This is a genomic window from Actinomycetes bacterium (assembly GCA_036510875.1).
GTDB lineage: Bacteria > Actinomycetota > Actinomycetes > Prado026 > Prado026 > DATCDE01.
Map to the genome: position 1 here is coordinate 1 of DATCDE010000305.1, position 12,898 is coordinate 12,898.

The 12,898-nt window shown below is 72.4% G+C and carries 18 protein-coding genes and 1 riboswitch; of the genes, 13 read left to right on the forward strand and 5 right to left on the reverse strand.

Annotated elements, in window-relative coordinates; genetic code table 11:
- A partial coding sequence (locus VIM19_17745) for a hypothetical protein (protein HEY5186696.1) occupies positions 1 to 1,151 on the reverse strand: 1,151 nt, incomplete at its 3' end.
- Positions 1,152 to 1,325: 174 nt separating this feature from the next.
- A riboswitch (cobalamin riboswitch) is annotated at positions 1,326 to 1,415 on the reverse strand.
- A gap of 107 nt (positions 1,416 to 1,522) precedes the next feature.
- On the opposite strand from VIM19_17745, the gene VIM19_17750 reads away from it, so the two are divergent.
- Positions 1,523 to 1,738, forward strand: coding sequence for a hypothetical protein (locus VIM19_17750; protein ID HEY5186697.1), 216 nt, complete (start codon positions 1,523 to 1,525; stop codon positions 1,736 to 1,738).
- Positions 1,739 to 1,745: 7 nt separating this feature from the next.
- Here the strand turns inward: VIM19_17750 and VIM19_17755 are convergent, their stop codons facing one another.
- Complete coding sequence (locus VIM19_17755) at positions 1,746 to 2,741, reverse strand: aldo/keto reductase family protein (GenBank protein ID HEY5186698.1); 996 nt, start codon at positions 2,739 to 2,741, stop codon at positions 1,746 to 1,748.
- 47 nt (positions 2,742 to 2,788) lie between these two features.
- A complete protein-coding gene (locus VIM19_17760) occupies positions 2,789 to 3,358 on the reverse strand; it encodes a DUF3043 domain-containing protein (GenBank protein ID HEY5186699.1) in 570 nt (189 codons plus the stop codon).
- 116 nt (positions 3,359 to 3,474) lie between these two features.
- On the opposite strand from VIM19_17760, the gene VIM19_17765 reads away from it, so the two are divergent.
- The 9 genes from VIM19_17765 (at position 3,475) to VIM19_17805 (ending at position 8,774) form a co-directional block, all read left to right on the forward strand.
- Positions 3,475 to 4,272 carry a PspA/IM30 family protein gene (locus VIM19_17765; protein HEY5186700.1) on the forward strand — a complete coding sequence of 266 codons (798 nt, stop codon included), beginning with the start codon at positions 3,475 to 3,477 and terminating at the stop codon, positions 4,270 to 4,272.
- On the forward strand, positions 4,269 to 4,547 hold the full coding sequence (locus VIM19_17770) for a hypothetical protein (GenBank protein HEY5186701.1): 279 nt from the start codon (positions 4,269 to 4,271) through the stop codon (positions 4,545 to 4,547). Before VIM19_17765 ends, VIM19_17770 begins: the two co-directional genes overlap by 4 nt.
- On the forward strand, positions 4,510 to 5,445 hold the full coding sequence (gene htpX / locus VIM19_17775; protein HEY5186702.1) for a zinc metalloprotease HtpX: 936 nt from the start codon (positions 4,510 to 4,512) through the stop codon (positions 5,443 to 5,445). The genes VIM19_17770 and htpX overlap by 38 nt, the downstream gene beginning before the upstream one ends.
- 24 nt (positions 5,446 to 5,469) lie before the next feature.
- The gene (locus VIM19_17780) at positions 5,470 to 6,045 is read left to right on the forward strand and encodes a hypothetical protein (GenBank protein ID HEY5186703.1); all 576 of its coding nucleotides are present in this window, start codon (positions 5,470 to 5,472) and stop codon (positions 6,043 to 6,045) included.
- A gap of 154 nt (positions 6,046 to 6,199) precedes the next feature.
- On the forward strand, positions 6,200 to 6,712 hold the full coding sequence (locus VIM19_17785) for a hypothetical protein (GenBank protein ID HEY5186704.1): 513 nt from the start codon (positions 6,200 to 6,202) through the stop codon (positions 6,710 to 6,712).
- Positions 6,713 to 6,819: 107 nt separating this feature from the next.
- A complete protein-coding gene (locus tag VIM19_17790; protein HEY5186705.1) occupies positions 6,820 to 7,611 on the forward strand; it encodes an AIM24 family protein in 792 nt (263 codons plus the stop codon).
- On the forward strand, positions 7,611 to 7,922 hold the full coding sequence (locus VIM19_17795; protein ID HEY5186706.1) for a hypothetical protein: 312 nt from the start codon (positions 7,611 to 7,613) through the stop codon (positions 7,920 to 7,922). Before VIM19_17790 ends, VIM19_17795 begins: the two co-directional genes overlap by 1 nt.
- Positions 7,923 to 7,959: 37 nt before the next feature.
- A complete protein-coding gene (locus tag VIM19_17800) occupies positions 7,960 to 8,370 on the forward strand; it encodes a crosslink repair DNA glycosylase YcaQ family protein (GenBank protein ID HEY5186707.1) in 411 nt (136 codons plus the stop codon).
- A complete protein-coding gene (locus VIM19_17805; protein HEY5186708.1) occupies positions 8,367 to 8,774 on the forward strand; it encodes a hypothetical protein in 408 nt (135 codons plus the stop codon). The genes VIM19_17800 and VIM19_17805 overlap by 4 nt, the downstream gene beginning before the upstream one ends.
- Positions 8,775 to 8,784: 10 nt before the next feature.
- Here VIM19_17805 and nadA read toward each other — a convergent pair whose 3' ends face one another.
- The gene (gene nadA / locus VIM19_17810; GenBank protein ID HEY5186709.1) at positions 8,785 to 9,987 is read right to left on the reverse strand and encodes a quinolinate synthase NadA; all 1,203 of its coding nucleotides are present in this window, start codon (positions 9,985 to 9,987) and stop codon (positions 8,785 to 8,787) included.
- A gap of 52 nt (positions 9,988 to 10,039) precedes the next feature.
- Here nadA and VIM19_17815 point away from each other — a divergent pair, with 52 nt between their 5' ends.
- Both VIM19_17815 and VIM19_17820 read left to right on the forward strand, forming a co-directional pair.
- Positions 10,040 to 11,080 (forward strand): glycerate kinase, encoded by a 1,041-nt coding sequence (locus VIM19_17815; GenBank protein ID HEY5186710.1) that lies wholly within the window; start codon positions 10,040 to 10,042, stop codon positions 11,078 to 11,080.
- Between the two features lie 113 nt (positions 11,081 to 11,193).
- Positions 11,194 to 11,544, forward strand: coding sequence for an iron-sulfur cluster assembly accessory protein (locus tag VIM19_17820; protein HEY5186711.1), 351 nt, complete (start codon positions 11,194 to 11,196; stop codon positions 11,542 to 11,544).
- Between the two features lie 72 nt (positions 11,545 to 11,616).
- On the opposite strand, the gene VIM19_17825 is transcribed toward VIM19_17820, so the two are convergent.
- Positions 11,617 to 11,844 carry a hypothetical protein gene (locus VIM19_17825; GenBank protein ID HEY5186712.1) on the reverse strand — a complete coding sequence of 76 codons (228 nt, stop codon included), beginning with the start codon at positions 11,842 to 11,844 and terminating at the stop codon, positions 11,617 to 11,619.
- A 99-nt stretch (positions 11,845 to 11,943) separates the two neighbouring features.
- On the opposite strand from VIM19_17825, the gene VIM19_17830 reads away from it, so the two are divergent.
- Positions 11,944 to 12,898, forward strand: a 955-nt coding sequence (locus VIM19_17830) for a carbohydrate kinase family protein (GenBank protein HEY5186713.1), incomplete at its 3' end; no start/stop codon positions are given.

Below are 12,898 nucleotides of genomic sequence, written 5' to 3' on the forward strand. Positions count from 1 at the left end.
TGGGTGGTCACCGACGCGGACGGCGACGACGTCGCCGCCACGGCGGCGGCCGGGGTGATCGTTGCGGTCAGCCGGGCCACGAGGTCGCTGCCGCCGAAGGCATGCGGGTCCTGGCCGCCGGCCACGGCGGCCAGGACGAGCAGGGCCAGCGACCCGGGCAGGTCGGCGCCCTTGGCGGTGGTGAAGACGGCCTGGTGGGCGGCCAGCAGCCTCAGCGCCGCCTGCGCCGCTGAGGCACCGTGCCCGGCCGACTCCAGGGCGAGGACGGCGTTCGCGGTGCTGCCGTAGTCGGTCCCGCTCGAGCCGCTGGGGTCGGGCAGTCCGCCGCCGTTGGCCAGCAGCCGATTGGCCACATAGCCGGCACCCGCGGCCGCCGCGCCGGACGCATCGGTCGCGCCCCCGGGGCAGGTCAGGGTCGGGGTGTCGTTCGCCGGGGACCCGGCGGGCACCGGCAGGAAGCCGCCAGCCACCGCGAGGGTCGCCTGCACGCTGGCGAAGTCGTTCGGGGTCCCGGCGTAGGTGAAGGCGCCCTGGTCGGCCGCCGCGCCGGAGCAGCCCACCTGCAGGGCCAGCAGCGCCTCGCTCGGGGTGTGCCCGGCCGGGCTGGTGGGCAGCGGCAAACCGGCCGAGGTGAAGGCGCTCCACGCCACCGCGGTCGAGTTCGCGTCCGAGGCGTTGCCCGCGGCGCCGTCGGGGTAGTAGGCCCAGCCGCCGTCCGCGCTGTGGTGGGCGGTCAGCCACTGCAGCCCGCGGTCCGCCGCCGCGGTCAGCTTCAGCGCGACCAGGGCCTGGACGGCGAGCGCGGTGCTGTTGGAGTCCGCACCGGAGTAGGTGCTCGAGCTCGGCGCCGCACACGCGACGGCCGGGTTGGCGCGGAACGCCTCGAAGCCGCCGTCCGGGCACTGCTGGCCGGTCAGCCAGGCGACCGCGGCCGGGGCGGGGGTGGTGCCGGCGGCCAGCTGGGCGAGCACCGCCAGCGACTGGCGGTAGACGCCGTCATAGGTGGGGTCCTGGCTGCCGTAGAGCCCGGCCGGGTTGGCGGGGGCCGACGCGAGAGCGGACGTCGCCGGGCCGGCGGCGCCGAGCAGGGCCGCCAGCGCGAGGCCGAGTCCGAGGGCGGCGCGGGCCGTGCGGCCCGTGGTGCGTGACATGGAGCGCCTTTCGTGTGAGCGATCCGCGACGGTGTCCCGCGTTGGCCTCGCTCACGACCACGCCTCTTGCCCCCGGTGTGCAACCGGGTGCGAAGAGGCGTGGGCGCGGGTCGGGGTCGACCCGGGCTCCGCCCCGCATACCTCGACGGACGGGGGAGCCGCTCGCTCCTGGGCGGGTATCCCGGCTCGCCGGGGCCCCGAAATGTGCTCGGTGCCTCGGCTCTACGGTTGCGGGTCAGCGCCGGAATTCAACCGGACTTCCCCCGCTCAGGCGCGTGTGGAGTTGTCTGGTTCGGACGGTCCCACGCCGGAGGCTGCCGAGTCAAAGCAGACCCGCTGTGACTCCGGGCGTGGGTCGTAGGGTGTCGTCCATGGCCTGGACCTGGCGGTACGAGTCCCGCGACGGAGCACCCCTGGACGCCGGGGCGCGCGACCTGCCGACCGGCTCGTTCCCGACCCAGTCGGACGCCGAGACCTGGCTGGGCGAGACGTGGCGCGAGCTGCTGGACGCCGGCGTCGAGCAGGTCGTGCTGCTCGAGGACGGCGTCGAGGTCTACGGCCCGATGAGCCTCTTCCCGCCTGGCTAGGTCTGGCTCAGGGGCGCGTCTCGGGGCTCACCGTCCGGGCCGGGTCGGTGATCGCCAGGTCGCCGACGATCCCGTCGATCGCTGCCATCAGGTCGGCGTCCAGCTTCACGCCGGCCGCCTTGGCGTTCTCCACGACCTGCTCCGGGCGGGTGGCGCCGATGATCGCCGCGGCCACGTTGTCGTTCTGCAGCACCCAGGCCACGGCCAGGGTGGCCATGGTCAGCCCGGCCTGGTCGGCCAGCGGGCGCAGCTGCTGGACCGGCGCGAGGACGTCGTCGGTGAGCCAAGCCTTGATGAAGTTCCCGCCGGTCGGGTCAGTGGCGCGGGAGCCGGGCGGCGGCGGCTGGCCGGGCTGGTACTTGCCGGTGAGCACGCCCTGGGCGATCGGCGACCAGACGATCTGGGACAGTCCCAGCTCGCGCGACGCCGGCACCACCTCGGCCTCGATGACCCGCCACAGCATCGAGTACTGCGGCTGGTTGGAGATCAGCGGCACGCGCAGCTCGCGGGCCAGCTCGGCGGCGGCACGGATCTGGTCCGCGGTCCACTCGGACACGCCGATGTAGAGGGCCTTGCCGGAGCGGACGACGTCGGCGAACGCCTGCATCGTCTCCTCGAGCGGGGTCTCCACGTCGTAGCGGTGGGCCTGGTACAGGTCGACGTGGTCGGTGCCCAGCCGGCGCAGCGAGCCGTTGATGCCCTCGAGGATGTGCTTGCGGGACAGCCCGCGGTCGTTCGGCCCCGGACCCACCGGCCAGTAGACCTTGGTGAAGATCTCCAGGCCCTCGCGGCGCTCGCCCTTCAGCGCCCGGCCGAGGACCTCCTCCGCCCGGGTCCCTGCGTACACGTCGGCGGTGTCGAAGGTGGTGATCCCGACGTCCAGGGCGGCCCGGACGCACGCCTTCGCGGCGTCCTCCTCGACCTGCGAGCCGTGGGTGATCCAGTTGCCGTACGCGATCTCACTGATCTTCAAGCCGCTGTGGCCGAGGTATCGAAAGTCCATGCGCCCGACTCTATGCGAGCGCGGTCACCCCGGCCCGGGCGGGATGATCAGACCTTGGCGCCGCTGCGCACGCGTGGCTTGGGCAGCCGCAGCCGGCGCAGTTGCAGCGCGCGCAGCGCCGCGTACATGCCGACCTTGGTGGTGTCGTCGGGGTACTTCTGGGCGACCGCCCGGCGGGTGCGCCAGGCCAGGAAAGACGTGTCCACCAGCACGAGCAGCATGTACAGGTAGAACCCGATGATCGAGTAGCCGCGGACCAGGTTGTTCGGGATGAAGCTGAGGACCAGGAACACCAGGACGGCGGGCAGCATGAATTCGCCGGCCGAGCGCCGGGCGTCGACGAAATCCCGGGCGTAGGACTTCGCCTTGCCCTGGTCCCGGGCCGGCAGGTAGCGCTCGTCGCCGTCCACCAGAGCCTGCCGGGCCCGCATCCGGTCGGTGCGGCCCCGCTCGCGCTCCAGCTTCTTGGCCGCCTTGGGGTCCGCGGTGCCCTTGAGCCGGGCCTTGCGCGCGGCCTCGGCGTCCTTGCGGCTGGGCGTGGCGCGACCCTTGCCGGACCCGTCGGTGACGGCGGTGGTGGCCTCGGTGGCTTCGTCGGTGCTGCGTCGGCGGAACACGGGGCCAGCGTAGCGGCGCCTCCGCCTGCGCCAGCCCTCGCCGGTCCGCGCCAACAGCACCTAGGCTGGCAGGAGGGCCGGGACCGGTCCGACTGACCCGAAGGAGGGCGTGCCGGATGGCAGGCTTCTTCAAGCGCTTGACCTTGATCTTCAAGTCAAAGGCGAACAGCGCGCTGGACAAGGCCGAGGACCCGCGTCAGACCCTCGACTACAGCTACGAGAAGCAGCTCGAGCTGCTGCAGAAGGTGCGGCGGGGGGTCGCCGACGTGGCGACGTCGCGCAAGCGCCTCGAGCTGCAGCTGGCCGGCCTGGACCAGCAGAGCAGCAAGCTGGAGAACCAGGGCCGCCAGGCGCTCGCCGCCGGACGGGAGGACCTCGCCCGCGAGGCGCTGACCCGGCGGTCCGGCATCCAGCAGCAGATCTCCGACCTGCAGGGGCAGCTCGCCCAGCTGCAGGGCGAGGAGGAACGGCTGGTCACCGCCCAGCAGCGGCTGCAGGCCAAGGTCGAGGCCTTCCGCACCAAGAAGGAGACCATCAAGGCCACGTACACGGCCGCGGAGGCGCAGACCAAGATCAACGAGGCGTTCTCGGGCATCTCCGAGGAGATGAGCGACGTCGGTCTGGCCGTCCAGCGGGCCGAGGACAAGACCGCTCAGATGCAGGCGCGGGCGGGGGCGATCGACGAGCTGATGGCCAGCGGCGCGCTCGAAGACGCCAGCGGCACCACGAAGGACGACCTGACCCTCGAGCTCGAGCGGCTGTCCAGCTCTTCCGACGTGGAGCAGGAGCTGAGCCGGCTCAAGGGCGAGATCGGCCAGGGTGCGGCCCCGGCCGGACTGCCGGCCGGCACGTCAGCCCCAGCCGCCGAGGCCGCCCCCGCGATCCCGGTCGAGAGCGCTGAGGAGACGCCATGATCATCCGAATCATGGGTGAGGGTCAATACGAGGTGGCCGACCACGCCCAGGCGGCCATGAACACCCACGACGACGAGATCGCCGTGGCGGTCGAGGCCGGCGACGAGGAGTCGTTCCGGTCCGCGCTGCACGCGATGCTGGCCGAGCTCCGTTCGGCCGGTGCGCGGCTGCCGGACGACTCGCTGATCAGCTCGGACGTCGTCCTGCCGTCGGAGGACGCCACCATCGAGGAAGTGCGTGACCTGCTGGGAGCCGAAGGGCTCCTTCCCGGCTGACGTGAAGACCCGCTACGCAGCGGACCGCGGGCTGACCACCCGGATGGTCCTGACGATGTTCCTCCTCGGGCTGCTCTATGTGGTCTTGATGGCCCTGCTCATGGTCATCGGGCTGCCCGCCTGGCTGGCCCTGGGCATCGCCGCGGCCGGTTTGTTCTTCCAGTGGTACTTCTCCGACTCGGTGGCCCTGTACGCCATGCACGCCAGGGTGGTCACCCCCGAGGAGGCTCCCCAGCTGCACGCGGTCATCGACCGGCTGTGCGCCCTGGCGGACATGCCCAAGCCGCGGGTGGCGATCGCGGACACCGACATCCCCAACGCGTTCGCCACCGGCCGGTCCCCGGGCCGGTCCGTGGTGTGCGCCACGACGGGTCTCATGCGGCGGCTGGACGCCGAGGAGCTCGAGGGTGTGCTGGCCCACGAGCTGTCCCACGTGGCGCACCGCGACGTCGCGGTGATGACGATCGCGTCGTTCGTGGGGGTGCTGGCCGGCTTCCTCACGCGCGCGATGATGTGGAGCTCGATGGGCCGGGACCGCCGCGACCAGAACGCCGCTCTGGTGTTCCTCGTGGTCCTCGTGGTCAGCGTTGTCGTCTACGCGCTCTCGTTCCTGCTGATCCGGGTGCTCTCGCGGTACCGCGAGCTGTCCGCGGACCGCAGCGGAGCGCTGCTCACGGCCAAGCCGTCGGCGCTGGCCCGGGCGCTGCAGAAGGTGTCCGGCGACATGGCGGCCATCCCGAGCCGCGACCTGCGGAAGGCCGAGGCGTTCAACGCGTTCTTCTTCACCCCGGCGCGGTCCCAGGGGCTCTCGCTGTCGACGCTGTTCTCCACGCACCCGCCGCTGGAGCAGCGGCTCGAGCAGCTGGCCAAGATCGCCACGCAGCTCGGCCAGGCCTGAGCCGGACGGCGGATTCGACCCAGCGTGGGACTCCTCGACTCGATCTTCGGCCGGACCAAGCCGGCCCGCCCGGACCTCGACCAGCTGTTCGGGCTGCCGGCTGCCGCGATCAGCCTGGAGGCGTCCCTCGGGCTGCGCCCGACCGGGCTCGGCTCGGTGGCCTTCCGGGCCGCCGAGGGGAAGGCCTTCGACGACGTCGAGGCCGAGGTCACCCAGCTGCTGGCCGTGGGCGGCGGACCCGCCGTCCAGGCCTCGGTGGACAGTTACGGGTTCACCTGGCTGCTGCTGCGCACCGACCCGCCGGACGTGGGCTCGCTCGTCACCGACCTGCACGCGGTCAACTCGTCCCTGCAGGACTCCGGGTTCGGACCCACGCTGCTGTGCTCGTTGGCGTCGTTCGCGGACGGCTCGGGACGTCGGCTTGCCCTGGTCTACCTGTTCAAGCGCGGTGCGTTCTACCCGTTCGCCCCGGTCGCGGGGCAGCAGGAGAGCCGGGACAACGTGCTGGAGCTGCAGGTACGCGACCTGGTCAAGGACGATCTGCGCGTGGAGCAGGACCTGACCCGCTGGTTCCCCGTCTGGGGCGCGCCCGGCCTGTGAGCTGAGCCGGCTCGGCTGTCGGTGGTCGTCGCTAGACTCGCGCACATGGCCCCCATATCTGCTTAAGTGAAGTCAGCCATGTGGTTCTCGTTGGGCCCGCGCGCCAGTACTCGCCCCACCACACCCCGGGCAGACGAAACCCTCCGCCCACGCGGTGGCGACCCGTGGGGTGTCGAAGTGGGAGACCCCGGACGGGATGAGTGAGGTGTGTGCGCGGCTGGCGCCGCAGGACGCGGCGACGGTGTGGAACACCCTGACCACCCTCGCGCACTCGAGCGCCGGGCCGGACGACCCGCGGGGGCTGGACACGCGCCGTGCGGACGCCCTGGTGGGGGTGTTCACCGCGATCGCTACCGGCACCGCGGTGCCCCAGCTACCCGCACTGCCCGCGCTGCCGTCGGGTCGAGCGGGCCGCCGGGTGCGGCGGCGGCCCCGCTGGCGGGCCGATGTGGTGGTCGCGGCGTCGACGCTGCTGGGCTGGGACGACGCGCCCGGGCGTCCCCGGCTGGGCGCTGGCCCAGCCCACCCCCCGGCGGTTCACCTGGACCAGCCCCACCGGTCGGCACGACACCCGCGGCCCCACCGACCTACCCACCGGCCCCGACTGGGCCCCAGCGCCGCCGGCATCGAAGGCGTCCCCGGCGGACCACGAAGAACCCCCTATTGACGCCCGGACCCTCCGCTGGCCGGTCACCGGTTCGAGTGAAGTCGCGCCCCGCGGACGTCTGCGGGTCCTACCGTGACGTTGACCCCAGCAACGGAAGGCGCCGACCCATGACCATCGCGCACAAGATCGTCGGCAACGCGATGCAGATGATCGTCTGCCAGGTCGGAGAGGGGCAGACGGTCTACGCGGAGGCCGGCAAGTTCCTCTGGAAGACGGTCAACGTGGGCGTGCAGACCCGCATCGGGGATCCGAGCGCTCCCTCCGCGGGCGGAAAGGCCGGCCTGGCAGCCATGGCGGCGTCCATGGGCAAACGCATGCTGGCGGGGGAGTCGATCGCCTTTCAGCACTTCACCCCCCAGGGGGGTAGCGGGCTGGTGAGCCTGGCCGGCACCCTGCCCGGCGAGGTCCGCGCGCTCGAGCTGGACGGCACCCGCGGCTGGTACGCGGACAAGGACGCCTTCGTCGGGGCCGAGTCGACGGTCCACTTCGACATCGCCTTCAGCGGCCTTCGGTCCGGTCTGCGAGGAGGCGAGGGGTTCATCCTAGAGAAGTTCACCGGCGTCGGCACCGTGTTCGTGGCCGGGGCCGGCAACTTCATCGAGCTCAACCCGGCCAAGTACGGCGGCAAGATCCAGGTGCACACCGGCTGCATCGTGGCCTTCGAGGACTCGATCACCTACGGGATCGAGCGGGTCGGCGGGCTCAACCTGCAGGTCATGACGAATGCCGTCCTCGGGGGCAACGGGTTCAACCTCGCCACCCTGGAGGGTGACGGTACGGTGATCTTGCAGTCGATGACCATCGAGAGCCTGTCGCACGCGATCGTGAAGAACGCGCGGCTGGGTCACGACGAGAAGGCGTCCAACCCGTTCGGAAGCATTCTGGGAGGGAACGACTGATGGGATTCCTCGACAAGGCCAAGGAAGCCGCCGAGAAGGCCATGGCCGCCACGCAGCAGGCCGCCCAGCAGGGCCAGGCCAAGATCGGGGAGATGCAGGCCGCCAAGTCGGACGGCGACCTGCTCAAGGCGCTCGGCGAGGCCTACTACGACGAGCAGCGCAGCGGTGGCGGCCATGACGCCGTCGAGGCCGCGCTCACGGCCGTCGACGAGCACCGGGCCGCGGCGGCCAAGCCGGCCAACGATGCGCCGCCGACGGGGGGTGCGGACCCGGACGCTCCGACCGGCAACTTCACCCTCGACGACGTCTAGGTTTCGATACGGCTACGAAACCGTATAATCCGAGATCGTGACATCTGCGATCCTGGCGCTGCAGCGGGCCACCCACGTCACGCTGCACGCGCTCGCCGCTGACCTGGCCGACCTGGACCTCACCGCGTCGGAGATCAACGCGCTGGCCAACCTGGCCGACGGGCGAGCGCGCACCGTGTCCGAGCTCGGCGCTGACGTCGGTTCCCGTCCCACCACCGTGACGAGCGTGCTGGACCGGCTCGAGCGCCGCGGCCTCATCCAGCGGGGTGGCCGCCCCGGGGACCGTCGGGTCGTCGTCGTCGAGCTGACGCCGTCCGGCCGGACCGTGGCGGGTCGGGTGCGACGCGCGGTCGAGGACCTGGAGCGGCGAGCGCTCGCCAGCCTGCCACCGGCCACCGTGGACGGGCTGCGCACGGCCCTGCGGGCGCTGACCGAGGTGTCGTCGTGACCGGGCCGGAGGGCTTCGACGCGCTGATGGCCGAGGTGATGTCCACCGCCGAGCGGTTCGGCCATCGCGAGCACGTCCACCTCACCTGGTTGGCGATCCGCCGGTACGGCGTCGCGGAAGCGACCGGGGTGGTCGGGGAGGGCCTCCAGCGGGTAGCCAGCTCCACGGGCGCGCCGCAGAAGTACCACGTGACGATGACCCGCGCCTGGGTCGAGCTGGTCGGGCAGCATGCGGCGCTGAGCACGGCGGGCGACTTCCCGACCTTCGTTGAGCAGCACCCGGCCCTGCTCGACCAGCAGCTGCTGACCCGGTTCTACCGACCGGAGACGCTCGCCGGTCCGCAGGCGCGCAGCGAGTGGGTCGAGCCCGACCTCGCGCCCTTCCCGTGGCCGCGAGTGGGCTGACGCCGACCGGTCAGTCGGTGGCGCCGAGCTCGGGCAGCGCGAGCATCCGGTCCAGGGCCACCCTCGCCCAGCGCGCGACGTCCGCGTCGACCTCGATCCGGTTGACCACCTGGCCGTCGACCAGCTTCTCCAGAGCCCAGACGAGGTGCGGCAGGTCGATCCGGTTCATCGTCGAGCAGAAGCAGACCGTCTTGTCCAAGAACACGATGGTCTGTTCGGGGTGCTGCTCGGCCAGCCGCTTGACCAGGTTCAGCTCGGTGCCGACCGCCCACTTCGAGCCGGGCGGGGCGGCCTCGATGGTCTTGATGATGAACTCGGTCGAGCCGATCAGGTCGGCCTGGGTGACCACCTCGTAGCGGCACTCGGGGTGCACCAGGATCTTGACCCCGGGGATCCGCTCCCGCGCGTCGTGCACGGTCTGCTCGGTGAACCGTCCGTGCACCGAGCAGTGGCCACGCCACAGGATCATCTTCGCCGCGCGTAGCTGATCCGGGGTCAGCCCGCCGTGGGGCCGGTGCGGGTCGAAGACCACGCAGTCGGCCAGCGACAGCCCGAGCTCGAGCACGGCGGTGTTACGTCCCAGGTGCTGGTCCGGCAGGAACAGCACCTTCTGGCCCTGGCCGAACGCCCACTCCAGCGCCCGCCGGGCGTTGGACGACGTGCACACCGACCCACCGTGCCGGCCGGTGAACGCCTTGATCGCCGCGGTGGAGTTCATGTAGGTGACCGGGATGGTCACCTCGGCGACTCCGGCGTCCGCCAGCACGTCCCAGGCGTCCTCGACCTGCCCGATGGCCGCCATGTCCGCCATCGAGCAGCCGGCCGCGAGGTCGGGCAGCACAACCTGCTGGCGGGCCCCGGTCAGGATGTCCGCGGACTCGGCCATGAAGTGGACGCCGCAGAACACGACGTAGGGCGCTTCCGGGTGCGCTGCGGCGTTCTGCGCGAGCTTGAACGAGTCACCGGTGACGTCGGCGAACTGGATGACCTCGTCGCGCTGGTAGTGGTGCCCGAGGATGAACACCTTCTCACCCAGCGCAGCCTTGGCCGCGCGGGCCCGCTCCACCAGGTCCGGGTCGGACGCCGGGGGCAGGTCACCGGGGCACTCGACCCCCCGCTCGGAGTCGGGGTCGGCGTCGCGGCCGAGCAGCAGCAGGGCCAGCGGGCTGGGCGTGACCCCGTTGTTGATGGCCGCGTCGGAGGGACTCGTCACCAGGCCAGGGTACGGCGATCGGCTGTCCGGCGGATACGGGAGGATGGGCCGGGTGCGCGTCCTCATCGCCCCGGACAAGTTCGCCGGCACCCTGACCGCCCCGCAGGCCGCGGCCGCGATCGCCGCCGGCTGGCGGCGGCACGACCCTGGGGCCTTGCTGGACCTGGCCCCGCTGTCCGACGGCGGCCCCGGCTTCGTCGAGGTGCTGCACGCGGCCCTGGGCGGCCGGCTGGTCCAGGTGACCGCGCACGGCCCGCTCGGCGAGCCGACCCCGGGCACGGTGCTGCTCGCCCCGGACGGCACGGCGTACGTCGAGGTGGCCCAGGCCTGCGGCCTGCACCTGCTGCCGCCGGACCGCCGGCGCCCGATGGAGGCCAGCAGCGCCGGGGTCGCCGACCTGCTGCGGGCCGCGCTGGACGTCGGTGCCGGGCGGGTGGTGGTGGGCGTGGGCGGGACGGCGTCCACGGACGGTGGCCAGCCCTGCGTCGAGGCCTTCGGCGGCGCCGGGTCCTGGCCGGCCGGTATCCCCCTGGCAGTGGCCACCGACGTCGACGCCCCGCTGCTCGGTCCCAACGGCGCCGCGGCGGTGTTCGGCCCGCAGAAGGGCGCCGACCGCGACCAGGTCCTCGACCTGCAGGTGCGCCTCGCCGAGTGGGCCAAGCAGTCCGGCGGCGACGCGTCAGCCGAGGGCGCCGGGGCCGGCGGCGGCCTGGGCTACGGGCTGATGCTGCTCGGCGGGACCCGGGTGCCCGGCGTGCAGACCGTCGTCGAGGCGCTGCGGCTGCCCCAGCGGATGGAGCAGGTCGACCTCGCGCTCACCGGCGAGGGCACCTTCGACGAGACCTCGCTGCAGGGGAAGGTGCCGCGCGGGGTCGCCTGGGCGGCGCAGCGGGCCGCCCGGCCGTGCGTGGTGCTGGCCGGGCGGGTGCTCGTGGGCCGCCGCGAGTTCGCCGCCGCCGGGATCGACGCGGCCTACGCCGTGGAGGAGACCGCCGGCTCCGTGGCCGCGGCCCTGGCTGAGCCGGCCGCCCGGCTCGCCGACCTGGCCGAGCGGGTGGCCCGCACCTGGACGCCAAGATCGTCGGTCAGGTGACACGTGAGCTTTCCGGGATCCTGTGTCACGATGGAACACCGGCGACCGCCCCGGCGTTGGACGGGTCAGTCGCACGCATAGCCCCGACCACCGACCTATCAGGAGTCGCACGCATGACGATCCAGGACGAGTCCGTCACCAGTGGAGTCCTCCTCACGAGCGCCGCTGCGGTGAAGGTGAAGGGGCTGCTCGAGCAGGAGGGTCGAGACGACCTCGCGCTCCGCGTGGCCGTGCAGCCTGGTGGCTGCTCGGGTCTGCGCTACCAGCTGTTCTTCGACGAGCGGTCCCTCGATGGCGACGTCGTGGCCGACTTCGGCGGCGTCAAGGTCGTCACCGACCGGATGAGCGCGCCCTACCTCGGCGGCGCCACCATCGACTTCGTCGACACCATCGAGAAGCAGGGCTTCACGATCGACAACCCGAACGCGAGCGGCTCGTGCGCGTGCGGCGACTCCTTCCACTAAGCGCCTGACCAGACGTCGAACGGGGCGGCTCCCTCACCGGGAGCCGCCCCGTTCGTGGTTGATGGTCGGCCGTCAGGCGCCGTAGCCGCCCAGCTCGGCCAGCAGGTCGGCGGCGCTGTCCGGCACTCGGACGTCGGTCGCCGGGGAGGCCGGGTGGGCCGGCTCGGCGGGCAGGTCGAGCACCGTGCGCAGGCGCATGGCGCGACCGTCGGCGACCAGGCCGGGCAGGCCCGACTCGCCGTCCGGGAAGTCGGCTCCAAGCCCGTCGAAGGGCGGCCGGGCGGGCGATCCGTTGCTCATGCCAGCCACGGTAGGCACGTGACCGGGCCAGAGGGAACGTCTACCCATGAGTAGTGTTCGCTGTCGTCGTCCACCCGGCACCACACGAGGGGGAGTGCCGTGCGCGTCGTCGTCACCGGCTCGATCGCCACTGACCACCTGATGACCTTCGACGGGCGGTTCGCCGACTCGTTAGTCAGCGGGAAGCTGGACCAGGTCTCGCTGTCCTTCCTGGTGGAGGAGCTGGAGATCCGGCGCGGCGGGGTGGGCGCCAACATCGCGTTCGGGCTGGGCTGCCTGGGGCTGCGCCCCGTCCTTGTCGGCGCGGTCGGCGCGGACTTCGACGACTACCGGTCCTGGCTGGAGCGGCACGGGGTGGACACCGACTCGGTGCACGTGTCCGAGGTGCGGCACACGGCCCGGTTCATCTGTACGACCGACAACGACCAGAACCAGCTCGCGTCGTTCTACGCGGGAGCGATGAGCGAGGCACGCTCCATCGAGTTGCAGCCGATCGCCGCGCGCGTGGGCCGACCGGACGTCGTGCTGGTGGGCCCGGACGACCCGGAGGCGATGCTCCGGCACACCGACGAGTGCCGCTTCCGCGGCTACCCGTTCGCGGCGGACCCCTCCCAGCAGCTGGCCCGCATGGACGGCGAGCAGATCCGGCAGCTCATCGACGGGGCCGCCTACCTGTTCACCAACGAGTACGAGGCGGCGCTCACCGAGCAGAAGACCGGTTGGAGCGGGGAGGAGATCCTGGACCGGGTGGGCACCCGGGTGACCACGCTCGGCCCCAAGGGCGCGATGGTCGAGCGGCGCGGCGGGCCGCCGGTCGTCGTCGGCTGCCCGGCCGAGGACCAGATCGCCGACCCGACGGGGGTCGGGGACGCCTTCCGGGCCGGCTACCTCGCGGGGGTGGCCTGGGGGTTGTCCCCCGAGCGGTGCTGCCAGGTCGGCTCGATGCTGGCCACCCACGTCATCGAGACGGTGGGCACCCAGGAGTACGAGCTGTCCCAGCGGCACTTCCTGCAGCGGCTGGCCGCCAGCTACGGCGCCGCCGCCGCCGCTGACG